Raw genomic sequence first — 26,483 nt, 5'->3', positions numbered from 1 at the left:
ACACAGCAAAACATAAAATTCAAGTTGAAGCGTATGCGAGTGGTGTCATCGGGGGCACTTACGATCAAAAAATATAAAAACAGGGCTTTCTAATCGGCAATGCATTGTGCTGATCAAAAGCCCTGATTTGTATATGGGGTGTATATGGTTTCTCTTACTGATACGTCGCGAGGTACTCCGTCCACATCTCTTCGGGGACGAAGCCGCCGCCCGTCGCCCATGCGATCTGTGTCGCGTTTGCAAGGCGCGCGGGGGTGAGGTCGTGCGCCTTGCAGTATGCCGCGGCGTCCGGCAGGCGAAGGAGGTTCAGAGGCCCGACAAATGCGGCGCAGCTCGACGGCTCGATGCGGACGCCCTCGCTCGCGTCGAGAAGGCGCAGATAATCATAGAGTTTCGCGTCGATGGCGGTGAAGATGCCCGCGACCTGATTCGTCATGAGGCGCGTGACGAAGCCCGAGGGACACGGCACGGCGAGCCCGTCCGCCTCGGTGCGTCCCGAGATGCCAAAGTCGTGGACATTCACGCCTTCGAACGCCTGCGTCGCCATGCCGAGGAGGACGGAGGGGCAGGTCGCCGGCTCGACGAAGAACGCGTGCACATCGTCGCCGTAGATGCGGCGGAGTCCATAGGAGACGCCGCCCGGCGAGCCGCCGATGCCCGCGGGGATGTAGACGATGAGCGGATGATCGGCATCGACGGGGATATTCATTTCCTCGAGCTGCTTTTGGAGACGTGCCCCCGCGACTGTATATCCCATGAAGAGGTCGCGCGATCGCTCGTCGTCCACGAAATAGCTCATGGGATCCGCTTCCGAGGCACGGCGTCCCTCGAGCACAGCGCGTGCGAAGTCGTCGTCATACTCGATGACCTCGACGCCCTTCGCGCGCAGGAGGTCTTTCTTCCATTGCTTCGCATCGGCGGACATATGCACACGGACACGGAAGCCGAGGGCGGCGCTCACGATGCCGATCGAGAGCGCGAGGTTGCCCGTCGAGCCGACCTGCACCATGTATTTTGAAAAGAACTCCTTCATTTCGGCAAATTTGCCGTAGTCGTCGTCCGGGGTGATAAGTCCTGCATCAATTGCGAGCGTTTCTGCGTGCTTGAGCACCTCGTAAATGCCGCCGCGCGCCTTGATCGATCCCGCGACGGCGAGGTGGCTGTCCATCTTGAGGTAAAGTTTGCCGGGGATCTTGGCGCCGTATGTCTCCGCAAGTTTCTTCTGCAAATGCGGCAGGAGGCGCAGCGGCGACTCGATGATGCCATTCGTTTCCGCCGTCTCCGGGAACGCGCGGCGAAAGAACGCGGCGAATCGCTTGAGCCGGGCGGCGGCGTCCGCGATGTCCGCGTCCGAGACGACAAGCTCCGAGACGCCCTTCGTCACGTCGTACGGGACGAGACGCGGATTGATCCAGACGGCTTCCTCCTGCCGCGCAATGGGACGGAGCGACGGGGCGCGCGCGAGATATTCTTCACAGTTCATCACATATACCTCCAAGATCTATATTCCGCCGCGGACGGCGGTAAAATATACCGTTCTGATACGGCGATTATAGCATATTTTTCACGCGCGGGCGAATGAATCTCTGCGCAATATGGCGGGGGCATCTGATTTATGATATGATGCGGATATCAGAAATTATAAGGAAGGCGATGCACATGGATTTCACGTTAATGGATTTCGCGCCCAACGAGTGTAAAATCCTTTCCCCAAATTCGAAAACACCGCTGGTTACGTTCGGTGCAATGTCGTATCTCGTGGGCGGAACGCTTGACGCCGCGAGCATGGACTGCCACATCCTCATCGGGCGCTATACGGCGCTTGCGCATCGCCTGAAATTTTCCATTGCGGGCAACCACGACTATCGATGCCTGACGATGTTCCCGGAGCATATGCTCACGGGCGATGATGCGGCGGAACTTACGAATATCAATCCCGGCTCCGCGGTGGTTAATCGCAATCAGTTGATCATCGGCAGTGACGTGTGGGTCGGCTCGGACGCGCTGCTCCTCGGTGGAGTGCGTATCGGGAGCGGTGCCGTCGTCGGGGCGGGGGCGGTTGTGACGAAGGACGTCCCGCCCTATGCAATCGTCGGCGGCAATCCTGCGCGGGTGATCCGCTATCGGTTCGACGAGGAGACGATCGCGCGTCTCCTGCGCATCCGGTGGTGGCACTGGCCGCATGAAAAAGTGAAGGAGTACATCCCCCTCTTCAATCACGATATGAAGGGGTTCCTCGATCGCTTTGATCCGGGCGTACAGCAAAAAACACCGCCCGACGAGACCGTCGCGGCGATGCTTGCAAAAGGCGCAGAGGGGGTTCTGCGCTATTATTTTATCCCGGATTTCGATGCGCCCGAGCAGCACGCCGTTTGGCCGCGTCTCATCGGAACGTATCTCTCCGCCTATACCGCGGCGGATTCCGTGCTCCTCATGATTGCCGTACCGGAGGGAGACGCGCATCCCGAATTTTTCGCATCGGTGCAGGCGCGCCTCGATGAGCTCGGCGATGCGGCGCCGCATCTTTATATGCATACGACCGGGGGCGGATCGCAGTTCTCCCCCGCCGTGCTGGAGGCCGCAGACATCTATATCACGACGCGCGAGGGCAGCTGCTCCGCTGCCGTTGATGCGGCGGCAAATGCCGGGCTTGTCGTGCGCTACGGACTCGATCCGCGTGAACTGCTCTTCCCGCAGGTATAGGCAGCACACAGCACCTCGTCAATATCCGCGTCGATCACGATGCTCCGCGCGCGAATCTCGGACGGGACATAGGGCGCGCCGAGATTCACAGTCGCAAGGGTAACGTCCGCGCGCTCCGCCGTCATCTGCCAAAATGGAATCTTGATGATGCCGGGCGTATTCATCCCGACGCCGAGCTCAAGGAGAAGCGTCTTTTTCCCCGCCGTATGCGCGAGGAAGTCCTCATAGCGGCGCGCCGCCGCGTGCCAGCCGGCATCCTCGACAAAGGAGCTGTCTACACGCAAATTAGTAGTCATTTCCCTGCCGTCGTCTATACAATGTGGGATCAACTCCGTGGGAATCTCCATGCGAACTGTCCCGTCCTTCGGGAAGAGAAGCGCCCCGTCCGCGGCGAACGAAAATCCCTGCGCGCGCAGCATTGCGCGGACGATTTCCTCATTGTCATAGGTTTTCCCTGCCGATGCGCCCTGCGGCTTGCTGCTTTGAAAGAGTCCAAAATCGCCCTGCGTGTAAAAGAGGCGATTTTTATCGAAGCCTGCGCGCCGAAACGCATGGTCAACATTCGTCGTCAGCACGAAATAATCCCTGCCCCGGACGAGAGAACGAAGGCGCGCATAGGTGTCGCCCGACAGAGGCACATAGCGGTTGATGTAGATGCTGCGGCTCCACCAGCCCCAATAGAGCTCGCGCGAGGGAAACGGATAGAACCCGCCGCTGTAGATGTCCTCAATGCCGAATGCGGCGTGAAAATCTGAGAAATATTTGAGGAACCGCGCGCCCGCATAATCGTACCCTGCCGCTGTCGAAAGCCCCGCCCCCGCGCCGATGAGAATCGTCTCGGCATCGGCGAGGGCTTTTTTGAGTGCGTTGATTTCTTTCATCATGATAAAAGCCTTTCGTAAATCACGCGATCCTCGTCCTTGAACACGTTGAACACAACGCGCCGAATGCGCGTATCCACGGCGAGGAAGTCCCGTACCTCCCGCACGGCGATCTTTGCCGCCGCTTCATTTGGGAAATGGAATTCGCCCGTCGAGATGCAGCAAAACGCGATGCTCTTACAACCGCTTTTTGCCGCAAGCGTAAGGCAGGATCGATAGCACGAGGCGAGAAGTTCTCTGTGCCGATCGGTCAGCGCACCGTCAACGATGGGACCGACCGTATGAATGACACGGCGCGCGGGCAGATTGTAGCCCGCCGTGATCTTCGCGCCGCCCGTCTCCTCGGGATGCCCCTGCGCGCGCATGATACGATCGCATTCATTGCGTAATTGCAGTCCCGCCGCGCTGTGGATCGCGTTGTCGATGCAGCGGTGGCATGGGATGAAACAGCCGAGCAGCGCGCTGTTCGCGGCGTTTACGATGGCATCAATCGAGAGACGCGTGATGTCTCCCTGCCATAGCGTGATGCGCGGATCGTGCGGCGCGGCGGGGAGCGCCGCGGCGTCCACCGTTCCGCGTTCCTCACGTTCGGATGCGAGGAGCGCGTCTTGCAGATGTAAAAAATCATCGGAGAGCGGCATCGGCGGACACACGTTCATCAGCGCACGCAGGAGCCGCCGCTGCTCCGCCTCCCCCGCGTCAAACTGTGCCGCCTGCGCGCTGGATTCCGGCAGGAGTTCGAGCAGCATTTCATTGAGCGCACGGATGTGTGAAAGGGACATGAGGGCACCTTTTCCTCTCAACAGAGTGAACAAAAGTATAAAAAAGCCGCAACAACATCGCATTTGACGTGATGTCGTTACGACTTCTCGCGATCGATCTCCGATCTTTACGTCTCTACGAGCGAGACGCGCACCCCTGAGAGGTCGTTTTTCTCGATGAGATCCGCCATGCCGACGGCGTAGTCCGCGTAGCTGATGACGCTCTCGCCCGCGCTGCTCAGCGTCAGCTCCTCGCCGCCCAGTTTATATTTCCCCGTGCGCACGCCGTCCTCTGCGAAGTCCGCCGCGGGGCTGACGAAGATCCAGTGTGCGTCCTTGCGCGAACGCAGCGCCGCGAGTTCCTCCGTCTGCGCCTTTGCGAGCGGATAAAACTCTGCCGGGAAGTCGGGCGTATCGAGGAGCTGCGTCTTGTGCGCTGCATCGACGTAGAGCGAGCCGGCTCCGCCGACGATGTAGAGCCGCGTATCCGTTCCCGCGACGAGATCGGCAAGATGCTGGCTCGTCTTCGTGTGCAGCGGCAGTGTGTCGGGCGTATACGCGCCGAATCCGTCCACCACGGCGTCAAATCCCGCGAGATCCTCCTTCGTGAGTTCCAAAATATCCTTTTGCACGAAATTCTTCACCGCGCTCCGGTTCGCGCTGCGCGCAAATCCCGTGACCTCGTGCCCGCGCGAGAGCAGCTCTTTGATGATCAGCTGCGATGCCTTGCCGTTCGATGCAACAACTGCAATTTTCATATGATGTACCCCCATCTCAAAACGTTTATGATTTTTGAAATCATCTTGATTACAAAATGGAGTATAACACACACAATATAGAACGTCAATAGATACAATAAAAATAATTTCCATGTGCACAAAAGAATACAGAAATGCAATTTGACAAAATACGCCCCTTTCTATTAAGATGAATGCTATTGTATGAGAAAGGGTGACTCGATGGACATGCTGAATGCCGCCGTGGATGCGGTCAACAACTTTCTATGGACGTATATCATCATCGTTGTGCTCGTAGGATCGGGGCTGTGGTTCACACTCTCGACGGGCGTGGTGCAGCTGCGCGCGCTGCCGGAGATGGTGCGCCTGCTCGCGGGCGATCTGGGGCGCCGACCGAGCGGACGCAAGGCGATCTCGTCGTTTCAGGCGTTTTGCGTCAGCACCGCCTCGCGCGTCGGCGTCGGCAACATCGCGGGCGTAGCGATCGCGATCGTGACGGGCGGACCCGGCGCTGTCTTTTGGATGTGGGTCATCGCCTTCATTGGGACGGCGACGGGATTCGTCGAGAGCACACTCGCGCAGATTTATAAAATCCCGCGCGGGCATGGACTCTTTCACGGGGGGCCGGCATATTACATTCAAAATGCTCTCGGACAGCCGGCTGTTGCAAAGCTGTTTGCCGTACTCATCTCCGTGACGTTCGGTCTCATCTATGTCTCCGTGCAGGCGAATACGATCGCGCTCTCGATGGATAAGGCATTCGGCATCGACACATGGGTCATGGGCGGCATTCTTGCGGCACTCTCAGCAGCGTTCATCTTCGGCGGGATTCACCGCATCGCGAGCTTTACGACGCTGCTTGTTCCCTTTATGGCGGGGCTTTACCTCCTCATCGCACTCGTGATCGTCGTCATGCATATTGACGCCGTGCCGAGCATGTTCGCGCTCATCCTGCACGACGCGTTCAGTCCGCAGGCGGCGGTCGGCGGCGGCATCGGCACGGTCATCCTGACGGGCATCCGCCGCGGGCTCTTCTCCAACGAGGCGGGTGAAGGCTCGATCCCGAACGCAGCGGCGACGGCGAATGTCACGCATCCTGCAAAGCAGGGACTCGTGCAGGCGTTCGGCGTCTATGTAGACACATGGGTCGTCTGCTCTGCGACCGCGTTCATCGTGCTGCTCACAGGGCAGTACCGCATCGGCGACGACAGCGTGACGGGCATCGCGCTCGCGCAGGACTCGCTCGCGAGCGTCTTTGGCGTTGGCGCGTCGGCGTTGCTCGCCGTGCTCATCTTCCTCTTTGCCTTTAGTTCCGTCGTGGGCAATTATTACTACGGCGAAATCAACATCCATTTCTTTGGAAAAAATACGAAAACGACGCTCTTCTTCTATCGGCTCGCCGTCGTCGCGATGGTGTTCTTCGGCTGCATCGCGGCGCTCGGGCTCGTGTGGAACCTCGCCGATCTCTTCATGGCGATGATCTGCCTGACGAACCTCTACGCCATCCTGCGGCTCGCCCCGTATGCGCGCATCGCGCTTCGCGACTATCTCGCGCAAAAAGCCGCCGGGAAAAATCCGATATTCGACCCCGCCGTCCTCCCCGATCGCCGCGGCATCGAGGCGTGGAGCGGCGAAGAGTTCCACGCGGAGAAACACTGAAAAACTTTCAATACAAAACGACCATGACACACATGCTGTGTCATGGTCGTTTTTGTATTATCTTTCGAAACGATTTTTACGCATCAATTTTCTTTTTGAGCAGGGCGAGGAGAAGTGCGCCCCCAACGGAGCCGACGGCGATGCTGAGGAGGTACATCAGCGGGTTGCCGATGGTCGGCACGACGAAGATGCCGCCGTGCGGGGCGCGCAGTGTGCAGTCAAAGACCATGGTGAGCGCACCCGCCAGTGCCGAACCGACGACCATGGAGGGAATGACGCGCACGGGATCGGCGGCGGCAAACGGGATCGCGCCCTCCGTGATGAACGAGAGTCCCATGACATAGTTCGTGAGACCCGCCTTTCGTTGGCTTTCGGTAAAGCGGTTTTTGAAGAACGTCGTGCAGAGTGCGATCGCAAGCGGGGGCACCATGCCGCCCGCCATGACCGCCGCCATGACGTGGAATTCGCCCGAGGCGAGGAGCCCCGTGCCCGTGACGTATGCCGCCTTGTTGATGGGACCGCCCATATCGATCGCCATCATGCCGCCGACCACAGCGCCCATCAAGACGCGCGCCGAGGGATCCATGCCGCCGAGGGTCGCAATCAGCCACTGATTGATCGCGGAGACCGGCGGGGCGATGATGAAGAGCGAGATGAACCCCATGATGAGGATGCCGAAGAACGGATAGAGCAGGATGGGCTTGATGCCGTCGAGCGAGGCGGGTAGCGATGCAAAGACTTTCTTGAGGAAGTTGACCGTGTAGCCGCTGACAAAGCCCGCGAGCAGGGCGCCGAGGAAACCGGTGCCCGTCGATCCTGCGAGCGCGCCGCCGACGAATCCGACGGCAAGTCCCGGGCGGTCGGCGATCGACATGCCGATGAATCCCGCAAGGACGGGGAGCATAAACCCGAACGACGCGCCGCCGACGTCCTTAAAGAACTTCGCGAGCGGCGTGTTCGATCCAAAATTGGCGGGGTCGATGCTGTTGTAATCGTCAAAGAGGAAGGCGAGCGCGATGAGAATGCCGCCGCCGATAACAAACGGGAGCATATGCGAGACGCCATTCATGAGGTGCTTGTAGATCTGGCGCGCGAGGCTCTCATCCTCGACATTGTCCGCGCCCTCGGTCTCGTCTGCGCCGGAGGCGTGATAGACGGGCGCGTTCCCGGAGAGCGCGCGGTCGATGAGCTCGTCCGCCTTGTTGATGCCGTCCGCGACCTTCGTGATGACGACGCGCCGCCCGTTGAAACGGGACATGGCGACCTGCTTGTCCGCCGCGACGATGATGCCGTCGGCGGCGGCAATCTCCGCGTCCGTGAGGACGTTCTTCACGCCTGCCGAGCCGTTCGTCTCAACCTTGACGGTGAGACCGCGCTTTTTCGCGTGCTGTTCGATGCTCTCCGCCGCCATGAAGGTATGTGCGATCCCCGTCGGGCAGGCAGTGACGGCGAGGATCTGGATGTGGTCGGCTTTGGGGGCGGCGGCTGCGGGCTCCTCTGCGGCGGAGGGCGCGACGAAGCGGTCGTTTTCCTTATCGTCGACGAGTTTGCGGAACTCTTCGACCGTCTTTGCGGCGATGAGCGCTTCCTTGAAGTCGGGATCCATGATCATCGTCGCGAGCTTCGAGAGGATCGCGAGATGTTCGTCGTTCGCCGCATCGGGCGCTGCGATCATGAAGAAAAGGCGGCTCGGGTTGCCGTCCATCGCGGCAAAGTCCATGCCGTCCGGAACGGTCATCGCGGCGAGCCCCGCCGTACGCACGCCCGCGCTCTTGGCGTGGGGTGTCGCGATGCCGTCGCCGAGCCCCGTTGTGCCGCTCTCTTCGCGTATGAGCACGTCTTTGACGTACTGGTTTTTATTGCTGAGATTGCCGCCCTTTTCCATGTAGTCCGCGAGCAGGCGGATGGCTGCCTCCTTTGAGGCGGGCGGGGTGATGCCGAGGGCGATGCTCTCGGGTTTGAGCAGATCGTTAATAGTCAAAATGAAACCTCCTTTGAGACTGTGAGGCAGGATTTTGGCGCCTAGCGGTGTCACTTTGTCGGGCGCAGCGGTTGACGTAGGTTTCATCTACGCCTGCCCTTGCGCCCTCCTTGTTCCTAGCTATGCATCCAAACTTCTGCCTCACACCGGGTTAGTCGTTTAAGAATCACGAGATTTTCTCATCGGTCTGTATTTCAATATTTTTATGGCGGCTTAGGGCATCCGTCTTGCCGCTGCGCAAACGACGCGGCAGACCGCGTGCGTCATAAAGCCGATTCCGACGCACAGCCCTTACGCCGCTGCGCGGCGAGGCTGCAAAGCGTCGGTCTCACATGTCAAAACCCGGTGGGAATACATGCCGCGCCGCCCCTTGCGGGGTAAATGCTCCGCGGCGGCGACCGGACGCCCTTCGCCGCATGATACAAACTGCCGTGAAGCTATGCGCCCCCATCATCGTGGGCGCAAAAAACGTACCGCCTAATGCGTGCCGCGCGGCGTTTGCCGCAGCGATTTTTAAGCCCTGCTTTTTTCGCAAGGCAAATGCCAAGCGGCGACGGAACAGAACTTTTTATCACACGGTGATCGTTTTCAGCAGCTCCAACGCCTCATCCCGCGTCGCGAGGTTTTCCGAGAACGCCGACGCGGAGCCTGTCGCAACGCCCATGTAGAACGCACGCGCATAGTCGCCGTCCGACTCCATCAAGCCCGCGAGGAAGCCCGCGACCATCGAGTCGCCCGCGCCGACGGAGTTGACGAGCGTCCCTTTCGGCGCGGCGGAGCGGTAGAACACGCCCTCGCGCGTGAGGAGGATTGCGCCGTCGCCCGCCATCGAGATGAGCACGTTCTCCGCGCCCTCTTCTTGGAGCTTTTTTGCGTGCGCGACGATCTCGTCGTCCGTTTTGAGAACGACGCCGAACATCTCACCGAGTTCGTGATTGTTCGGCTTGATGAGGAAGGGACGGTACTTCAGCACGCGGCGCAGGAGGTTCTTCGTCGCGTCCACGACGATGCGGATGCCGCGCCCCGATAGATGCTCCATGATGCGCTCGTACATATCGTCCGGCAGTGTGTTCGGGATCGAGCCGGCGAGGACGAGCGTATCGCCGCTTTTGAGGCGATCAAGCCTGTCAAATAATGCACGCTGTGCATCTTCTGTAATGACAGGACCCTGCCCATTGATTTCACTTTCCTCCTCCGCCTTGATCTTCACATTGATGCGGGAAAAGCCCTCGTCCAGCGGAACGAAGTCCTCCGCAACCCCGAACGACGCGAGCATCTCCCGCATCGCCGTCCCGGTGAATCCTGCGGTAAAGCCGAGCGCCGTACTCTCGTGCCCGAGATTTTTCAGCACGATGGAGACATTGATCCCCTTGCCTCCCGGCAGGATCTGCTCGTAGTTCACGCGGTTGATTTCCCCCGGCGCGAATCGTTCCAGCCGTACGATGTAGTCGATCGACGGGTTGAACGTGACGGTGTAGATCATATATTATCCCCCTCCCATACGATGGTTTCGTGATAAAATTAACATTCCCCTTATACAGCTATGATATATCGGGGCAGGGGCAAAGTCAAGAAAACCATTTTCATCTTCGCGCTCTTGCCTGAAGTTTTTCTTTCCTCTATAATATATGAGAAAATAAATTATCCGGGAGGATTTATGACTGCACAAAATACGCACGCCGGCAAGCCGAAGCACGGTACGCTCTTTTATGTGAAAAAAATGCTGATGCTCATCATCGGCGCGCTCATCACCGCGGCGGGGCTCGAGCTGTTCCTCATTCCGAACAACGTCATCGACGGCGGCGTCGTGGGACTTTCGATCATGTCGCACACCATCACGGGCATGACGCTCGGCACGTTCCTCGTCATCTACAATATCCCGTTCATCTACATGGGGTACAAGCAAATCGGCAAGAGTTTTGCGCTCTCGACGATCTTTGCCATCGTCATGCTCTCCGTGTGGACGGGCGTTCTGCATTCCGTCCCGCCGGTGACGAGCGATCCGTTCCTCGCCGCGATCTTCGGGGGCGTCGTGACGGGGCTCGGGGTCGGCATCGTCATGCGTACGGGCGGCTCGTTCGACGGCACGGAGATCGTCGCCATCATCCTCGATGCGCGGACGCAGTTCTCCGTCGGCGAGGTCGTCATGTTCATCAACCTCTTTATCCTGAGTTCTGCAGGGCTGTTGTATGGTTGGGATAAAGCTATGTACTCGCTCTTTGCATACTTCGTCATTGCAAAGATGATTGACGTCGTGCTCAAGGGGCTCGACGAGTCCTACGCCGTCATGATCGTCACGAACGAGCACGAGGAGATGACCGCCGCCCTCAACGAACGCCTCGGGCGCGGCGTCACCCTCCTGCACGGCGCGGGCGGTTACACGGGCGAGGCGAAGGAAGTCCTCTACTGCGTCGTCACGCGTCTGGAGCTCGATAAACTCAAGGAAATCGTGCTGGATAAGGATGAGAAGGCATTTGTCACGATTAATGCGGTTCACGACATCGTAGGGGGGCGGTTCAAGAAGAAAGCCATCCACTAGAGGCGTGACGTGCGATCTTGGCGCATAACTGTGTCACTGCGAAAAATACGGCGGTCGACGTAGGCTTTGTCTACGCCTTCCCTTGTATTTTTCTCGTTCCTTGTTCTGCATCCAAGCTTGCACGTCACTTACTTTACGATAAATAAGGCGGGATTTTCGCGCCTAGCGTCGTCATTTTCGTCGAATGCTTCGTCGACGTAGGTTTCACACTACGCCTTCGCTTGGTTTTTCCTCATGCCTCGCTATGCATCGAAACTTCCGCGTCACTTAGGGAAGCACTGATAAATTCAGCCGCGCCATCTTGACGGACTTCATTTTATCAGTGATCCCTATATCAAAATTTTCAACCTATTATAACATAAATTCTGAAATAAAACAGAAGGGACTATTGCACACAGATAAAAACTTCGTGCAAAAGTCCCTTCAAAAATCTCACTCAGTGCACCTCCACCTGACACATCCGCATCGCGGCGAGAGCGTTCCTGTGGCTCTCGGGGGTGACGCCCGCACAGCAGGAGGCATCGACGCTGATGCGTTTCTCGGGATGAAACGCCTTCGCGATGAGGGCGTTGGAGATGACGCAGATGTCGGTGCACAGGCCAACGAACTCGATTTCGTCGTAGTCCGCGAGGATGGCAGGGAGGTTCGTTGCACCGAAGGTGGGTTTTTCGACGACGGCTGCCGCCTCTCGGACAAACGGCTGCAATGGCTCCGCGATCTGCCAGCCCACCGTGCCACGGATGCAGTGTTCGACAGGTAGCTTCTGCCCCTCCTGGGTCGCGAGGTAGTCTGCGCCGTGCGTGTCCATGGTGAAAATGAATGCTGTCCCCTGCTCTCCTGTGAGCTTCGCCACGAGGCGCGGCAGCATCTCCTGTGCCTCGGGTGTTCCGAGCGCCCCGTCAATAAAGTCATTCTGCATATCCACGACAACGATTGCCTTGTGCATGATCGGTTCCTCCATATCCATGTAATCACGATCATTATATCATATATGCACAAGAAAAGCGTCCTCTCCATCGGAAAGGACGCTGCGCGGCAGGAGATTCTCACGTATTCTTTGCGATGATCGCGCCAATGACGGCACCGGCAATAATCGCTGTATTGACGCTGCCCTGTGAATACTTCTTGCCGCCTTTGCGGGACTTGCGTTTTCCCCCCATGCGAGCTGCTGCACATCCGTACGCCCGTCAAGACGCTCGAATGCCGCGGGTGTCACGCGCTGATCTGCGCGGGGCGCACTTGCGGAGACCTCGGCAACGCCCGCCACGCCATAGCCCATGGCACCGATTAGGGCGGCAATCGCGGTTCTCTTCATCATGTTCGTTGTCATCATATGAATCACATCCTTTTTGTCGGCAGACCATGATCTCTTCCCGTTACAGTGAGATCATACCGCACATGGATGGGAAACGGATTCGATGGGCGTTCGAGTTTTTTAAGACTTACTTCTAAGGAAACACTGAAAAATTCTTTTGTTGCACGATTGAGCTCCGAAATATTACAATAGAGGAAAACAGCAACACGACGAGAGAGGCAACATCATGGTGCAGCAAACCTTTACCGACATGGAGTACGCAAACCGCAAGAGAACAACACGGCGTGAAGCCTTTCTGCAAGCCATGGAATCCATCATTCCTTGGAACGAATGGATGGCACTCATCGCGCCGTACTATGTCCAGAAAGAGCGCGGCAGAAAACTGATCCCCCTAGAAACCATGCTGCGTATGTACCTTATGCAGAACTGGTTCGGTCTTTCCGATGAGGGAATCGAAGATGCAATTTACGACAGCTATGCCATGAAACACTTTCTGCGGATTGACTTTTCCACAGAACAGACACCCGATGCCACGACACTTCTGCATTTTCGGCATCTGCTGGAAAAGCACGACATCGCCCGCAAGATTTTCGATGATGTGAAACAACGCCTAGACGCGTCTGGACTCATCATGCACGGCGGCACGATTGTTGATGCAACCATCATTCATGCACCGAGTTCGACCAAGAACGCGACAAAGTCCCGTGACCCTGAGATGCACTCCACGAAGAAGGGGAATCAGTGGTACTTCGGCATGAAGATCCATTCCGGTGCGGATGCCGGAACAGGATACGTCCATACGATCACAGCGACCGCCGCCAACGTGCACGACATTACCCAAACCCATGCGCTGATCCGCGAAGATGATCATACGGTCTATGGGGATTCGGGGTATCTCGGTGTGGAAAAACGCACGGAAATCCGAGAGAGGTCCGAGCTTTCAGACGTGGACTGCCGCATTGCCCAAAGACCCTCGCAGAACCGCATGACGAAAGAATACAAAGGGACGAATTGGGACAGGCAGATCGAGCATGCGAAAGCCTCGGTTCGCAGCAAGGTGGAGCATCCTTTTCTCATTGTGAAGCGTCTGTTTCATGCGGGTAAGACAAGGTATCGCGGACTCAGGAAGAACCTTCTGCAATACTATCTGCTCTTTGCGTCGGCGAATTTCGTTATGTGTCTGCGGGCGGGAAGGCAGAGAGAGTTTTGCATGACAACGGGATAAGTGTGCCCTTTTTCTCGAAAATCCCGTTCAAACGGGAGGTTCGGGGAAGGAAAGAAAGAGATATGGGCATGCTTTTCCACTTTTTGCATGGGAAACTGTAGAACTGATGCCTGTGGATAACGCAAGCCTTGTTATCCGTGTTTTATCAGCGTTTCCTTAAATCAATCGGCGATTCCTTATAAAACAGTGGGCGGGAATCCATTTTCCATATCCTATATTTGGGGATTTTGAGGGCTGTAATGTCCGGGATTAAGTCGATAAAAATAAATTCGAATAAATAAATATAAAAAGGAATAAAATATAATAAATAAATCAATAAATATATGATGGACGTTTAGGAGGGGCTGTTATGCGGCACATTCATTTCCTCACGATCTTCTTTGCAGTTCTTATGAGCACATCCGCTGCGTTTGCCGCACCGCTGATCGCAGTCGATCGCGGGGATGGGGTGCTTGTCGAAAAAGAAAGCGGAAAAATCATTGGAAAAATCAACCCGGGCAATCCTACAGGACAGATTATACGCGTCGATGCGGGGAACTATGCGGTCGGTTTTGTCTCAACGCTCCTCTTTGAGCCTGTAGAAAAGAAAGATATCCCCGTCCCCGCATACAACCGTGACGCAATGGAACGCGTGACGACCTTCCTCACCACGGGGCGTAAAGATCCCTTGCGTCTCTTTATTTCCTGCACAGAGATGAAGGAAGAGTTCTACAATCGTGTTATGCGCGGTGCGGAAACGGAGTACATTGACACGCGGCTGGAGAAGGCTTCGCGGGATGCCGGCAAAACGATGCCCCGGCGTGTCGATTTTCCCACAGTCGGCGACGGGAGCCGGCTTTACACGGTCACGGATATGATGAATGGGATAAAGATGCATACGGATATTCTCTATATCGTCAAGGCTCCCGTGATATGGGCGGTGGAATTTGACTATCCGGAGGATGTGCCGGGACTCGGAGCGCGTGTGCGGGAAGCATTGGAAGACGTCCAGGCCTGGACAACCGGGGAGCCCGGGAAGTAATAATATCGGACGGATAAGGTATTTATATCAGCGTAACCGGAAGTCCCTTGCATACAAAAAGAGACCTGCAGCACATACGTGCAGCAGGTCTCTTTTCTATGCAATTTTACCCATGAACTATATTGATTTACGCAAGCATCGAGCGGAGGAACCAGATCTGCTTTGCGTAGTTCGCGATGTGATCCTCCATGAGGTTCGCGACGCCGAACACATCGTCCTTGTCCGCAAGGGCGCGCACCGCAGCCGCCTGGTCGCGCAGGAGCTCGAGGTCAGCGAGCGTAATCTGGAGTGCCTTCTTCTGCTCCACGGAGCCATCCGGCAGCTCGCTGATGGTTGCCAGCTCGAGGTAGCCCTTCAGGCTCGCGACCGGCTGCTCACCGCACATCTTGAGGATCTCGGCAGCCTCGTCGAGGACGTCTGCGAATGAATCGTAGAGCGACTCGAGGTATTCGTGTACTGCTTTGAACTGCGAGCCGACCACGTTCCAGTGGAGGTTGTGCAGCTTGATGTAGCCGACGCCGATGTTGGCGATATAAGCATTGACGGATTTCGTAAGTTCCTTGTTCATAATAAAATCTCCTTTTCCCAATAATAGAATATATGCAGATACATTCATATCTGTTTTCTATCTCGTTACATGTGTCATTATACCCGTCTATCTACTATTTGTCAATAGTAATTATTAAATAGAGAATGATTTTTACTTCGCCGCTATGCGAGGTACGCCCCAAGTCTCTGATGAATGGATGCTGCGGCGGGGGAACACTGCCGGATGGGGTAAATCGTCGGTTTACTGTGCTGTATCTTGCTCGAAATCCGCACTGCAAAGATTCCTTTTGCCATAATTTACGGTTTGCTTCCCATGCGCCTTGCGTGCCGCCCGGGCGTCCGCCGCAGCGATTTTTAAGCCCCACTTTTTCGCAAGGCGGATGTCGAGCGGCGATATAAGCCCCGCGCAATACACTGTTTTTCATGTTGACAACGTAATATCACAGGAGTATAATATAACATATCTATTAAGTATGAAATAGGGTCTCTACAAAGGAAAGGGGAACCCCCTCATGAGTGACAAGAAGTACCGTTTCGAAACCCTCCAGGTTCGTGTCGGGCAGGAGCAGCCGGATCCCGTCACGGACGCGCGCGCTGTTCCGATCTATCAGACGACCTCCTATGTGTTCCGCGATGCGCAGCATGCGGCGGATCGGTTCGCCCTGCGCGATCCCGGCAACATCTACGGGCGGCTCATGAACCCCACGCAGGATGTCTTCGAAAAACGCATCGCGGCGCTCGAGGGCGGTGCGGCGGCGCTCGCCTTTGCCTCGGGGGCGGCGGCGGTCACGGCGACGATCCAGGGGCTCGCTCACGCGGGAGACCATATCGTCTCCCAGCAGACCATCTACGGCGGCTCGTTCAACCTCCTGAAGCACACGGTCAAGGAGTGGGGCATCGACGTCACCTTTGTCGATCCGAAAGGCGGCGCGGCGGCGTATGAGGCGGCGATCCGTCCGAATACGAAATGCGTCTACATCGAGACCGTCGGCAATCCGAACGCCGATCTCGTCGACATCGAGGCGATCGCCGAGATCGCGCATAAGAATGGCATCCCCGTCGTCATCGACAACACGTTCGCGACGCCGTACCTCCTGCGCCCCATCGAGCACGGCGCGGATATCGTTGTGCATTCGGCGACAAAGTTCATCGGCGGACACGGCGCGGCGCTCGGCGGCGTCATCGTCGACAGCGGCAGGTTCGACTGGAAGGCGTCGGGACGGTTCCCGCACATCACCGAGCCGAACGCGAGCTACCACGGGCTGAGCTTTGCCGATGCGCTCGGCGCGATCGCCTTCATCGTCTACCTCCGCGCGCTCATTCTGCGCGACACGGGCGCGACCATCTCGCCGACGCACGCATTCCACTTCATCCACGGCCTCGAGACGCTCTCCCTGCGCGTGGAGCGTCACACGGAGAACGCGTTGAAGCTCGTCGACTTCCTCAGCAAACACCCGAAGGTCACGAAGGTCAACCACCCCGCGCTGCCCTCGCATCCGGATCATGCCCTCTACGAGCGGTACTTCCCGCACGGCGGCATCTCCATCTTTACCTTTGACATCAAGGGGGGACAAGAAGAGGCGTACCGCTTCATCGATAAACTCGAGCTGTTCTCCATCCTCGCGAACGTCGCGGATGTGAAGTCGCTCGTCATCCACCCCGCGACCACGACGCACTCGCAGATGAGCGCGGAGGAGCTCGCGGCATCCGGCATCAACGCCGGCACCGTGCGGCTCTCCGTCGGCATTGAGCACATCGACGACCTCCTCGCGGATGTCAGCGCGGCGCTCGATGCTGTGTGAGGCATTCGATTCGTCACTGAACTATGTGAAGTAAATATTTGATTCCCCTGCATTTAATGTAGGGGAATTTTTTATACTTATGACAAATTGAGGTTATGAATAGTATTCATGATTTTTTCAATAAAATATTGTCCCATATATTGATTCTATCGTAAAACAATGATATAATGTCGCCTGAAATTCACAAAAGCACATAAACGAACAGGTTCCGTAAGGATTCATAGGGAAGTCAGTGCAAATCCGACACGGTCCCGCCGCTGTATCAAGGAGTGCAGCTGCATATAGTCACTGGGCATCCCCCGGGAAGACGCAGACGCACGATGATTTGGAGTCAGAAGACCTGCCTGTTCAGAGGTCACCGTTACCACCTGCGAGCGACAGGGAGGAGATTCATATACGGCTGTATTGTCGTGCCATTCATATGCTTCTGCCTCTTTGGGCAGAGGTTTTTTTATATCGCTCGCCGGGGATACGTTCGGAGAGGAGGAAAAGACGAAATATTAACAAGAACGCATGTGCATTTTTTCACAGAGTATTGATTGTTCGGGAGGAAGAAAAAACGTGAAATTCGAAAAAAGAGAGCGGAGACTTACGGCACTGGTACTTATGGCGCTGATGGGGGTTAGTGCGTGCGGAACGGCATCGGCGGAAGAGCAGACAACAACGGTATTCAATAAAGGACAAATTGATGGAAAGCCAACGACGACATTACAGAGTGACTTTGCCAGACATCATGTCTGGGACTCAGCCACAAAGACCTACACATTTACAAAAGACAGCGCGCTGAATACAAAATCTATTACGGGAAATGGCGCAGATGTCAATGTCAATGCACCCGGCGTGACGCTTACGCTCAATTCAAAGGAGAACCTTGGCATTCAGAGTTACCGAGGACGCGGTTATAAAGCTGACCCGAACTACTACGCAAATCTCCATAATGTAAATATCACAGCAAAAAAGGTGATTGTCAACGTTGACCGTACCTCTCGTCCGCATGCAGAAGACTCCTACGGCATCATTTCCGGTTCTTCTAATCATAAGACCGTGCGTGTGAACGGCGATGTAGAAGTCAATATTGCCAGCAAGTATTGGAAGGCCCCCACAGGAGATGGGGATATAGATCCTGCTGTGACCTGCGGCATCGGAACGCTGAACCATGGTCATGTAGTCATCAACGGCAACGCAACGATTCGTGTGCGGGTGCCGGAGCAGTCGGGAGCCAGTTTTCTGTCTCACTACTATGTCAGCGGCATCTCTGCGATGCTCAACTATGACGGCGATACGCCGGGCGGCAATGTTCTCGTCACGGGAGATGTGGATATCGAATCGGATGGGACAGGTGTTCGTGCCGGAACGCGCTCTACGGTGACGATTGGCGGCGGCGGGAAGATTAATATCAACAGAGATCATAATATCCCGCATTTTGCACTCAATGCCGAAGAAGCGACCGTCAATATGAATGTAAAGCTCGACAAGGACGGCAATGTCATCGGTGTGGGCAGCCGAAAAACGGAGATTTACGGCAATGTCGGGCTTATTGACAGAGAGGGAACGGCTACCACATTTGGCAACACGCCGACACGGATCAATCTGGGACTGACGACAGCGGATTCTGTCATGAAGGGCATCGTGCTGGATCACTATAAAGAGAAAGGGAAAACGGGCGCAACCGAACCGGATAAGAAGGCGATTCGAGAAGCTTCCGGATTCAATCTTTATCTGCAGAACGGTGCAGCATGGCACAATGCTTCATGGGGCGCGATGATGGGAACGACATTTACCGGCAGTAAGCTGCGCTCGCTCCATGGCGGTGTGGATGCCGACCATGCGGGCAGGATCTTCCAAAAGGATGCGCGCTCCATCACGATCAACCACTATGATGGATTTACCAATGTCTGCTATGACCGCACGGCGCCGGATGCCACGACGCTTGTCGGCGGAGATTTTGTCGTTAAAAATGCCGCCGCAGGCAGCGGTGTCACCCTGCGCACCTCCGGCAACGGGCTCGATACATCGAAATATAAAGAAGCGCTCGAATCGCTCGCACATAAATTCTACTACGAAGGGTATAAGAGCGGCGAGAAGAACATCACGGGCAAGGCGGAGATCGCCGAAGGCGCGATTACGCCATGGGCGCGGCGCATGTTGTCCTATGACGACGCAACGGGACAGGCGATGCTCGGTGCAGCGGTTCCGGATGAAAACCGCATCACTTACGGGCCAAAAGAAACACTCATCATGAGCAGCGCAAAATCTGCGATGGCAGCCTCTGCAATGGCATTTCGTGCGGAAGCCAACGACCTCATGAAGCGCATGGGCGATTTGCGCCTATCGCCGGAGCAGACGGGGACGTGGGTGCGTTTTTACCGCGGAAAGACTAGCAGCGATAAGGACAATACGAACTTCCATATGAACTATCATACGGTGCAGGTCGGTCATGACCGGCAGGTATCTCCGCAGTGGCGCGTCGGCCTTGCGGCAAGCTATATGAAGGGCAGCGCCGGATTTGCAAACGGCAGCGGAAAGAGCAAAGAGGGAAACCTCGGCATCTACGGCACGTGGACGGGAAAAAGCGGCGACTATGTTGATCTCATCGCAAAGGTCGGCAGACTCGGCACGGAATACAGTGTTTATAATACGAGCGGAGACATCGTGCGCGGCGACTGCCATACATGGGCGGAAACGCTCTCTGCGGAGTATGGAAAACGTATCAAGTACAAGGGCGGCAGCTTTATCGAGCCGCAGGCCGAGCTGATCTACACACATCTGAACGGTGTCGACTATAAGGCAAGCCTCAACGGCGCGGCGAACGCCCTCAGTATCCGGCAGGGCGCGATGAACAGTCTCATCGGCCGCATCGGCATCGGCGTCGGGCAGGAGACGGCACGCAGTACGGTGTTCGCAAAGCTCTCGCTCTATCATGAGTTCTCCGGGGACATGAAGACAACGTTCTCGGACAGCGTCAATACCAACCGTGCATCGCAGGAGTTCAAGGATACCTGGGTCGGCGCACAGATCGGCGGGACGCTGAAGCTCAGTGATAAGTGCAGTGTCTACGGTGATTTTGAAAAAACCTTCGGCGGCGATATCAAGACCGACTGGCGCGTGGATGCCGGCATCCGCTGGGGATTCTAACCGCGGATTAGCTATCTTCAATAAAAATAACAGGGCGACAGCACGAATAAAGTGCTGTCGCCCTGTTATTGTATATACGGTATCAGTGCAGTGTCTGCATTAGTGCCGCTTTATTTTCTGCGGGCGTCGTTGTAGGGCGTCCGAGATCGCTGCGTGATCCGATGGCGATGCGCACCTCAAGGAAGGTGAGTTTCCTGTGTTCCTGAATATCCTGCAGCGCACGGCGGAGCGAGCCGGGATCATCGGCACTGCGGACGCGCCGGTAGCCGACGGCTTCGGCGATGTGGAGGAAGTTCATTGAGTCTGCGACTGTCGGCGCGCCGCCGACGGATTCGTGTGCCTCATTGTTGAGGAGGATGTGGACAAGATTCTCAGGCGCGATGGCGCCAATGGTCGCCATTGCCCCCATATGCATCAGCGCCGCGCCGTCGCCGTCGATACAGATGACGCGCCGCTGCGGGCGGTGAAGGGCGAGGCCGAGGGCAATGGCGCTTGCATGTCCCATCGAGCCGACGGTGAGGAAGTCACGGGCATGACCCTCGCCGCGCGCCTCACGCAGCTCGAAGAGCTCGCGTCCCGTCTTGCCCGTTGTCGCGACGATAACGGCGTCTTCTGCAGCATTGAGGATTTCGGCGACGGCATCTTCACGGCGCATGGGAAAGAGGTTTTCATATTTCTGCTTTGGATACGTGAGCGCGCCTTCGCGGACAAGGAATGCTGCCTGTCCGCCCGCCGCGAGATGAGGGCGTACCTCCTCCATCATGCGCGCGAGCTCTGCGGGCGTCGTCTCCCGCGTGAGGATGCGTGTCGTTACACCCATCGTATCGAGGAGCGGCTCGGTGAGCCGCCCCTGCAGGAGATGCTGCGGCTCGTCGTGCAGTCCAGGCTCACCGCGCCAGCCGATGACGAAGATGCACGGGATGCCGTAGACCGCGCGGTCGAGGAGCGAGAGCAGGGGATTGACGATGTTCCCCAGCCCGCTGTTCTGGAGATAAACGACAGGCGTTTTTCCCGTTGCGAGATGATAGCCCGCCGCGAGCGCCGCAGCGTTTCCCTCGTTCGCAGCGATCACGTGGGATGCATTATTGCTGCCGTAGCTCTCTACGAGGTAATCGACAAGCGGCCGGAGCTTTGAGTCCGGCACGCCGGCGAAGAAATCTGCCCCGAGGATGTTGACAAAATCTTTGACGTCCATGGTTGATGTCCCTTTCTCTTGAAGAGTGATGCAGGGGGGGAAGTTGCCGGAGCCGCTTGGCATTTGCCATGCGAAAACAGAGGGGCTTAATTGCTGCGGAAAAAGACGCGCGGTACGAAGGATAACGGCGCAACGACGGTGACACCGCTATGCGCGAAAATCCCGCGTCACGTCTTCTTCATTGAGGGAAAAAGCTCTCCATTACTCGCAAATCCCTCCACAAACGCCCGCGCACGCGGGTAGAAGAACGCGCGCAGCTCCGCGCTGTCCGCCTCGTACCCGTCCTCCCATTCATGCCCGCGCGGGTAGATGCCCGTACGCGCGATGCGAAAATCCACCGTGCCGTCCTCGTCCGCCGTGTCCTGCGTCTCGAGACGAAACGCGTGCGTCTTTGACCGCACGGCGAGCTTGAACGTCTGCCCGGGGAATGTCAGCGCACTGTAAACGACGTCGCGCTCCTTTCCGCCGAAGACCGCGGGCAGGTTCCCGTTGATGTCCGCCGGCATGGGGAATCCGCAGAGATGTCCGAGGGTGGGGTAAATATCGACGATGCTCGTCATTTCATCCGCGACAATGCCCTGCGGCACGCCCGCCCCGCGCATCATCCACGTCGCGCTCGTCTGCATCTCGCGCGCGAGATCAAGACAGGTACTGAGATCTTCCGCGCTAAAACAGGGAAGCCCGTGGTCGCTGTAGAGATTTACGATATATTCGTCCTCGTCGTAGCGGTCGGCGATGTACGCGAGCAGCGCGCCGATCGAGCGATCCGCATTCCTCAGATTCGCCCAAAAATCCTCTTGGTAGACCTTCGTCGGCGGCAGGCGGACGCTCGCGGTGCGCTCCTTGCCCGGCGCGACACTGCGGTCTTTGAGCGGCAGATGCGCCTCGACCGTGGGATCGAACTTAAAATCCTTACCGTCCCACGGGTGGACGTCCATCACATGCAGCAGGAGAAATTGATCCGTCTCGTCGAACGCCTCGATCTGCCGGATCGTGCGGTCGACGCCCTCGTAGGAGGGCAGACGCCACGAGGTCGAGACGATGCGGTCGTAGCCGCGCATCACGCCGTTGTAGACGCCGAATCCGCTCGCCATCGGGGCTGCGCAGTAGTAGCCGAGCTCCTTCATCTGCTCCGAGAGCGTCGGTATATCGAGCGGCAGTTCGTGACTGTCCTTTTCGTTGAAGATATGGATGCGCTGCGGATAGCGCCCCGTCTCGATCGCGGGGAGCGCGGGGTGCGTGTGCTCGGACGTGGAGAAATTTTGATCAAAGATGACGCCGCGTGAGAAGAACTCCGCGATGCGCGGCATACAGTGAGGGAAGCGCATCCGTGCCGCCGCCCATGACAGCCCGTCGACGAGGATGTTCAACACGAGTTTTTTGCGGCGCGGATCGTGCCCGAGGAGGATGGGCGTCCCGACGGCAAAGGGCTCGCTTGCGGTGAGCGTCGCGCTCTCGCTGAGGCGGTAATTGCTGAACGCCCATTTGCCGAGGAGAACGTCCTCCGCATCCGCGGCGGTCTCGATGCGGCATTCGTGCCATGTGTGCGCGCCGGCGACGGGCAGAATGATTTCGCGCCCCTCCGGCACCTCGATATGAACGCTGCCCTGTGCCATGCGGGCTTTTTGGAAATCGAATACGAAGTCATGATGCCAACATTGAGCGAAGAGATTGTCGTGACGATACTGCGCGAGTATCTCGCCCTTTTCCGAGAGAAAACAATTTTCCGTGTAGCATCCGACATAGAACCGGTCGCTCCCCTCGGGCATCGTGAGCGGGAGCATCTCGCCGACGAACACATCGCGGCGGAACGTCAATGCGCCGTCATGATAGAACGGGCGGTGCGGCGCGAGCGGAGCATAGTTGCCGGGACCGAGCGCGACGGCGAGCCGATCGAGCGCCTCGGGGAGCAGTTCCGGCGACGGGAGTTCGATCTGCGGCTTGATCTCCTCGTATATGCTATATCCGTAGCCCTGCATGGTCATGGCGTCGAGGTATCTGCCGACGTGCCTGTAAATTTCCGCGAGGAGCTTCCACACCTCGTAGTTCACCGGGCGCAGGCGATAGGCGCGCTCGGCGAGCGGGAGCGTGGCGTCGTATCTGCCGTGTCCCGCGAGGTACCGCGCCGCAAAGATGTAAAAATGCGCCGTGTCCGGGCGTTCCTCCTGATAGGCGCCCAGGAGCGCGAGGTAATCGTCGTCATAGGCGCCGCGCTCCATGCGTGCGACAAGATCGTCGAACAGCGCAAGCGCGCAGTCGTTGTTCTGCCAAAAAATATTGAAATCGTCTTGCATGGGCGTGTCCTTTCTAGGCGTGACGCGGAGGGAAAAGTTATCGGAGCCGCTTGGCATTTACCCTCTCGAAAAAGCGGGGCTTAAAAATCGCTGCGGCAAACGCCGCGCGATATGAAAGTGTTTGGGGAAACGTAGGATTTGTGTGCGTCTCAGGGTATCTTTCTCGCTGCTTAGCAAACGACGCGGCAGGTATGTATCATTATCTCGTTCGTTCCGCCGCACAGTCCTTCGGACTGCAAAGCGGCGCTCTAACACATCCCCTCATCAACGGGCAACGAGCCGCGCCGCCCTACGGGTAAATGCTCCGCAGCTTCGATAAGATACCCGTTCGCCGCAGCTCACTACACGGCGATACACCTGATGCGAGACGTTCCGACGGCGTAGCGCACCGCCGCATGAAAATGACCCGGCGATGCGCGAAAATCCCGTCTTAGCCCGTAACCTGAGTGACACGGAAGTTTGGATGCAGAGCAAGGAATGAGAAAAACACAAGCGCCGGCATAGTTAAGAGCTACGTCAAGCGCAGTGTTTTTCGATATGACACAGCTATGCGCCCAAATCCCGTGTCACGCCCTCGGGAAGGGGAAGATTTCGCCATTATTATCTATCCCCCTCATAAACTCCCGCACCCGCGGATAAAAGAATGCGCGCAGTTCTTCGCTGTCAATAGCATATGCCTCATCGCCCTCGTGTGCGCTCGGGTAGAACTGCACCTGCGCCTCTGCAATATCCGCCGTGCCGTCGACCTCCACCGCGCTGTTTACCGTCACGCGCATCGAATACTCCGGCGCACGCGCCGCGAGATAATATGCCTTCGTCGGGAAGAGCGAATTGCTGAATGCGATCTCGCGACCCGTGCCGCCGAATATTTTCGGAAGTACCCCGTCCACATATTCATCCACGGGGAAGCCGCAGAGCGCGCCGAGCGTCGGGTAAATGTCCACCCCGCTCACTACCTCGTCCGTATGAACGCTGCACGGAACCCCTACGCCGCGCATCATCCATGCCGCATGCGTCATATGCGGCTCGACCACCGTCTCATTGTCACGGAATACCGATGCACCGTGATCGGAGTAGAGCGTTACGAGGTACTCGTCGGGCGTGTAATGCTCCGCTAGGTAGGAAAAGAGCATCCCGAGCGCGCGATCCGTACTGCGGATTCCTTGGAGGCACGCCTCCTTGTTCAGCGGCGTCGCGCCGAGATAGGGGCTCGGCGTATTGCTTTTTGTCCCGGAGAGACGTTCCCTGAGCGAAAGTCCCGTCTGCGTCGGTGTCGACGGTTGCATGCTTGCTTCCGACCATGGGTGCGCATCCATGAGGTGGAGCAGGATGAAGTGATCGGCGTCACGCAGACCGTCCAGATGACGGACAGTGCGCTCTGCCGCCTCGTAGGCAAACATGCGGTAAGGCGTCATGATGAGCCGGTCGTAGCCGCGCATCGTCCCGTTATAGATGCCGTTGCCGTCGGTCATGAGCGACGCCGTAGCGTAGCCGAGCGACTTCATACGCTCCGAGAGCGTGATGTAGTCGGGCGGGAGCTCCACGGCGATCTTTTCATTGAAAATCTGACTGTGGTGCGCATACATGCCTGTCTCGATGGAAGCAAAGGACGGGTATGTATACTCCGCCGTCGAATAATGCCGGTCGAAAATCACCCCCTCGCTGAAAAAACGGGAGGTATTTGGCATGAGTTCTTCAAATCGGTCGCGCAGTACCGCCCATGGGAGCGCATCGACGAAGATATTCAGCACGAGACGGCGGCGGTGCGGCGCGTGGCCGATGCGGATCGGCGTGCCGACGACGAAGGCGTGTTCGGAGGAGAACGTCGTCTCCTTGTCGAGCCGGAAAAAGCTCGGCGTCGCAGGCGAGAGGTACGTCTCTGCATCTACATCTGCCGCCTTGACATGCACAGGCTGCGCCGGATGCATCCCGAGGATCGGGACAACTGTCTGCTCCCCTTCCGCAGGGGAAATGACCGCCCTGCCGGGGGCGCGCTCGGCGCGCATGATGTCGAAGTTAAAATCGCCTGCGCCAAAGACGCTGATATTTTCATCATCACGGATGAGACTGAGCAGCCACGCCTTATTCCCGCGCAGCTCCTGCTCCGTGTAGACTCCGACGTAGTAGGGCGGCGTGATGTGCGGCGCGATCGGCAGAAATTCGCCCGCAAAGCAGGAGGCGCGATCCGTCAGCCCCTTTTCTGCGTCGTAAGACATGCGCCGGAGCGTGAACGGCGCATAGTTCGCCTTGCCCATCGCGACAGTGAGGCGATCGAGCAGGGCGTCCGTCAGGGCGGCGGGCGGGAGCGTCAGGCGCATCGGCGTGCCGAACAGATTCTCCGCGTACGCCTGCATCACGAGCGCGTCCGTATACCGTCCCAGCCCCTCATAGGCACACGCGAGGATACCCCAAACGACATGGCTCACCGACCGACGGCGAAACGCGCGATCCCCGCAGACGGCGGCATTTTCGGCATCTCCCGCGGCGAGCAGATAGAGCGCGGCAAAGATATCCGCGTGCACCTCGTTTCCACCCGCCGCACGGTACGCGGCGAGCTGCGCGAGATATTCCTCATCGTAGGCGCCGCGCTCCGATCGGTCGCGCAGATCGTAAAACAGATCGTGCGCGCGCTCGCTGCGCCGCCAAAATGTTGCGAGATCGTTCTGCATAGGAAGACTGCCTTTCT

Annotated in this window: 20 protein-coding genes and 1 riboswitch; of the genes, 7 read left to right on the top strand and 13 right to left on the bottom strand. The window is 57.4% G+C overall.

Annotated elements, in window-relative coordinates:
- Positions 1-154 precede the first annotated feature (154 nt).
- Positions 155-1,483, bottom strand: a complete 1,329-nt coding sequence (dsdA, locus tag K341_RS0107560) for a D-serine ammonia-lyase (RefSeq protein ID WP_009350674.1) — start codon at positions 1,481-1,483, stop codon at positions 155-157.
- Positions 1,484-1,659: 176 nt separating this feature from the next.
- Between dsdA and K341_RS13015 the strand changes: the two genes are divergently transcribed.
- Entirely contained in the window at positions 1,660-2,703 is a 1,044-nt protein-coding gene (locus K341_RS13015) for a CatB-related O-acetyltransferase (protein WP_026762374.1), read from the top strand.
- Here K341_RS13015 and K341_RS0107545 read toward each other — a convergent pair.
- The 3 genes from K341_RS0107545 to K341_RS0107535 form a co-directional block, all read right to left on the bottom strand.
- The gene (locus K341_RS0107545; protein ID WP_050788030.1) at positions 2,661-3,584 is read right to left on the bottom strand and encodes an SIR2 family NAD-dependent protein deacylase; all 924 of its coding nucleotides are present in this window, start codon (positions 3,582-3,584) and stop codon (positions 2,661-2,663) included. The genes K341_RS13015 and K341_RS0107545 overlap by 43 nt on opposite strands.
- The gene (locus tag K341_RS0107540) at positions 3,584-4,366 is read right to left on the bottom strand and encodes a protein-ADP-ribose hydrolase (RefSeq protein ID WP_009350670.1); all 783 of its coding nucleotides are present in this window, start codon (positions 4,364-4,366) and stop codon (positions 3,584-3,586) included. The genes K341_RS0107545 and K341_RS0107540 overlap by 1 nt, the downstream gene beginning before the upstream one ends.
- 107 nt (positions 4,367-4,473) lie before the next feature.
- Positions 4,474-5,103: an NAD(P)-dependent oxidoreductase gene (locus K341_RS0107535; RefSeq protein ID WP_009350669.1), complete on the bottom strand. Its 630-nt coding sequence runs from the start codon at positions 5,101-5,103 to the stop codon at positions 4,474-4,476.
- A gap of 201 nt (positions 5,104-5,304) precedes the next feature.
- Here K341_RS0107535 and K341_RS0107530 point away from each other — a divergent pair, with 201 nt between their 5' ends.
- Positions 5,305-6,741, top strand: a complete 1,437-nt coding sequence (locus tag K341_RS0107530; protein WP_026762373.1) for an alanine/glycine:cation symporter family protein — start codon at positions 5,305-5,307, stop codon at positions 6,739-6,741.
- Between the two features lie 76 nt (positions 6,742-6,817).
- Here K341_RS0107530 and K341_RS0107525 read toward each other — a convergent pair whose 3' ends face one another.
- Both K341_RS0107525 and pfkB read right to left on the bottom strand, forming a co-directional pair.
- Positions 6,818-8,722 (bottom strand): PTS fructose transporter subunit IIABC, encoded by a 1,905-nt coding sequence (locus K341_RS0107525; protein ID WP_026762372.1) that lies wholly within the window; start codon positions 8,720-8,722, stop codon positions 6,818-6,820.
- A 571-nt stretch (positions 8,723-9,293) separates the two neighbouring features.
- Positions 9,294-10,205, bottom strand: a complete 912-nt coding sequence (gene pfkB / locus K341_RS0107520) for a 1-phosphofructokinase (protein WP_009350664.1) — start codon at positions 10,203-10,205, stop codon at positions 9,294-9,296.
- A 174-nt stretch (positions 10,206-10,379) separates the two neighbouring features.
- On the opposite strand from pfkB, the gene K341_RS0107515 reads away from it, so the two are divergent.
- The gene (locus K341_RS0107515) at positions 10,380-11,261 is read left to right on the top strand and encodes a YitT family protein (RefSeq protein ID WP_026762371.1); all 882 of its coding nucleotides are present in this window, start codon (positions 10,380-10,382) and stop codon (positions 11,259-11,261) included.
- A gap of 436 nt (positions 11,262-11,697) precedes the next feature.
- Here K341_RS0107515 and K341_RS0107510 read toward each other — a convergent pair whose 3' ends face one another.
- Complete coding sequence (locus K341_RS0107510) at positions 11,698-12,207, bottom strand: cysteine hydrolase family protein (protein ID WP_026762370.1); 510 nt, start codon at positions 12,205-12,207, stop codon at positions 11,698-11,700.
- A 39-nt stretch (positions 12,208-12,246) separates the two neighbouring features.
- Positions 12,247-12,594, bottom strand: a complete 348-nt coding sequence (locus tag K341_RS11680; protein WP_081657287.1) for a hypothetical protein — start codon at positions 12,592-12,594, stop codon at positions 12,247-12,249.
- Positions 12,595-12,802: 208 nt separating this feature from the next.
- Here K341_RS11680 and K341_RS0107500 point away from each other — a divergent pair, with 208 nt between their 5' ends.
- Together K341_RS0107500 and K341_RS0107495 are read left to right on the top strand one after the other, a co-directional pair.
- The gene (locus tag K341_RS0107500; RefSeq protein WP_026762369.1) at positions 12,803-13,801 is read left to right on the top strand and encodes an IS5 family transposase; all 999 of its coding nucleotides are present in this window, start codon (positions 12,803-12,805) and stop codon (positions 13,799-13,801) included.
- A 349-nt stretch (positions 13,802-14,150) separates the two neighbouring features.
- The gene (locus K341_RS0107495; RefSeq protein ID WP_009350577.1) at positions 14,151-14,822 is read left to right on the top strand and encodes a hypothetical protein; all 672 of its coding nucleotides are present in this window, start codon (positions 14,151-14,153) and stop codon (positions 14,820-14,822) included.
- Positions 14,823-14,949: 127 nt separating this feature from the next.
- On the opposite strand, the gene K341_RS0107490 is transcribed toward K341_RS0107495, so the two are convergent.
- Together K341_RS0107490 and K341_RS13010 are read right to left on the bottom strand one after the other, a co-directional pair.
- Positions 14,950-15,390 (bottom strand): Dps family protein, encoded by a 441-nt coding sequence (locus K341_RS0107490; RefSeq protein ID WP_026762368.1) that lies wholly within the window; start codon positions 15,388-15,390, stop codon positions 14,950-14,952.
- A 143-nt stretch (positions 15,391-15,533) separates the two neighbouring features.
- Positions 15,534-15,665, bottom strand: a complete 132-nt coding sequence (locus tag K341_RS13010) for a hypothetical protein (protein WP_009657764.1) — start codon at positions 15,663-15,665, stop codon at positions 15,534-15,536.
- Positions 15,666-15,883: 218 nt separating this feature from the next.
- Between K341_RS13010 and K341_RS0107485 the strand changes: the two genes are divergently transcribed.
- Both K341_RS0107485 and K341_RS0107480 read left to right on the top strand, forming a co-directional pair.
- Complete coding sequence (locus tag K341_RS0107485) at positions 15,884-17,173, top strand: O-acetylhomoserine aminocarboxypropyltransferase/cysteine synthase family protein (RefSeq protein ID WP_009350580.1); 1,290 nt, start codon at positions 15,884-15,886, stop codon at positions 17,171-17,173.
- Positions 17,174-17,359: 186 nt separating this feature from the next.
- A riboswitch (cobalamin riboswitch) is annotated at positions 17,360-17,535 on the top strand.
- Positions 17,536-17,734: 199 nt separating this feature from the next.
- Complete coding sequence (locus K341_RS0107480) at positions 17,735-20,308, top strand: autotransporter outer membrane beta-barrel domain-containing protein (protein ID WP_026762367.1); 2,574 nt, start codon at positions 17,735-17,737, stop codon at positions 20,306-20,308.
- Between the two features lie 82 nt (positions 20,309-20,390).
- Here the strand turns inward: K341_RS0107480 and aepY are convergent, their stop codons facing one another.
- From aepY to K341_RS0107465, 3 genes are all read right to left on the bottom strand, one after another.
- On the bottom strand, positions 20,391-21,503 hold the full coding sequence (gene aepY / locus K341_RS0107475; RefSeq protein WP_026762366.1) for a phosphonopyruvate decarboxylase: 1,113 nt from the start codon (positions 21,501-21,503) through the stop codon (positions 20,391-20,393).
- A gap of 167 nt (positions 21,504-21,670) precedes the next feature.
- Positions 21,671-23,797 (bottom strand): sulfatase-like hydrolase/transferase, encoded by a 2,127-nt coding sequence (locus K341_RS0107470; RefSeq protein WP_026762365.1) that lies wholly within the window; start codon positions 23,795-23,797, stop codon positions 21,671-21,673.
- Between the two features lie 566 nt (positions 23,798-24,363).
- On the bottom strand, positions 24,364-26,466 hold the full coding sequence (locus K341_RS0107465) for a sulfatase-like hydrolase/transferase (RefSeq protein ID WP_026762364.1): 2,103 nt from the start codon (positions 26,464-26,466) through the stop codon (positions 24,364-24,366).
- Positions 26,467-26,483: the final 17 nt, after the last annotated feature.

The organism is Centipeda artemidis DSM 19719 (assembly GCF_000426665.1).
Taxonomy (GTDB): domain Bacteria; phylum Bacillota; class Negativicutes; order Selenomonadales; family Selenomonadaceae; genus Centipeda; species Centipeda artemidis.
This window is presented reverse-complemented; position numbering and strand designations above follow the sequence as displayed.

Bases quoted from the DNA above. Each gene is read 5' to 3' on its own strand.
- K341_RS0107495 (WP_009350577.1), top strand. From the start codon at position 14,151: ATGCGGCACATTCATTTCCTCACGATCTTCTTTGCAGTTCTTATGAGC.
- K341_RS0107490 (WP_026762368.1), bottom strand. From the start codon at position 15,390: ATGAACAAGGAACTTACGAAATCCGTCAATGCTTATATCGCCAACATC.
- K341_RS13010 (WP_009657764.1), bottom strand. From the start codon at position 15,665: ATGGCAAAAGGAATCTTTGCAGTGCGGATTTCGAGCAAGATACAGCAC.
- K341_RS0107515 (WP_026762371.1), top strand. From the start codon at position 10,380: ATGACTGCACAAAATACGCACGCCGGCAAGCCGAAGCACGGTACGCTC.
- K341_RS0107500 (WP_026762369.1), top strand. From the start codon at position 12,803: ATGGTGCAGCAAACCTTTACCGACATGGAGTACGCAAACCGCAAGAGA.
- K341_RS0107470 (WP_026762365.1), bottom strand. From the start codon at position 23,797: ATGCAAGACGATTTCAATATTTTTTGGCAGAACAACGACTGCGCGCTT.
- K341_RS0107535 (WP_009350669.1), bottom strand. From the start codon at position 5,103: ATGAAAATTGCAGTTGTTGCATCGAACGGCAAGGCATCGCAGCTGATC.
- K341_RS0107465 (WP_026762364.1), bottom strand. From the start codon at position 26,466: ATGCAGAACGATCTCGCAACATTTTGGCGGCGCAGCGAGCGCGCGCAC.
- aepY (WP_026762366.1), bottom strand. From the start codon at position 21,503: ATGGACGTCAAAGATTTTGTCAACATCCTCGGGGCAGATTTCTTCGCC.
- K341_RS11680 (WP_081657287.1), bottom strand. From the start codon at position 12,594: ATGATGACAACGAACATGATGAAGAGAACCGCGATTGCCGCCCTAATC.
- K341_RS0107545 (WP_050788030.1), bottom strand. From the start codon at position 3,584: ATGAAAGAAATCAACGCACTCAAAAAAGCCCTCGCCGATGCCGAGACG.
- K341_RS13015 (WP_026762374.1), top strand. From the start codon at position 1,660: ATGGATTTCACGTTAATGGATTTCGCGCCCAACGAGTGTAAAATCCTT.
- dsdA (WP_009350674.1), bottom strand. From the start codon at position 1,483: ATGAACTGTGAAGAATATCTCGCGCGCGCCCCGTCGCTCCGTCCCATT.
- K341_RS0107485 (WP_009350580.1), top strand. From the start codon at position 15,884: ATGAGTGACAAGAAGTACCGTTTCGAAACCCTCCAGGTTCGTGTCGGG.
- K341_RS0107530 (WP_026762373.1), top strand. From the start codon at position 5,305: ATGGACATGCTGAATGCCGCCGTGGATGCGGTCAACAACTTTCTATGG.
- pfkB (WP_009350664.1), bottom strand. From the start codon at position 10,205: ATGATCTACACCGTCACGTTCAACCCGTCGATCGACTACATCGTACGG.
- K341_RS0107540 (WP_009350670.1), bottom strand. From the start codon at position 4,366: ATGTCCCTTTCACACATCCGTGCGCTCAATGAAATGCTGCTCGAACTC.
- K341_RS0107510 (WP_026762370.1), bottom strand. From the start codon at position 12,207: ATGCACAAGGCAATCGTTGTCGTGGATATGCAGAATGACTTTATTGAC.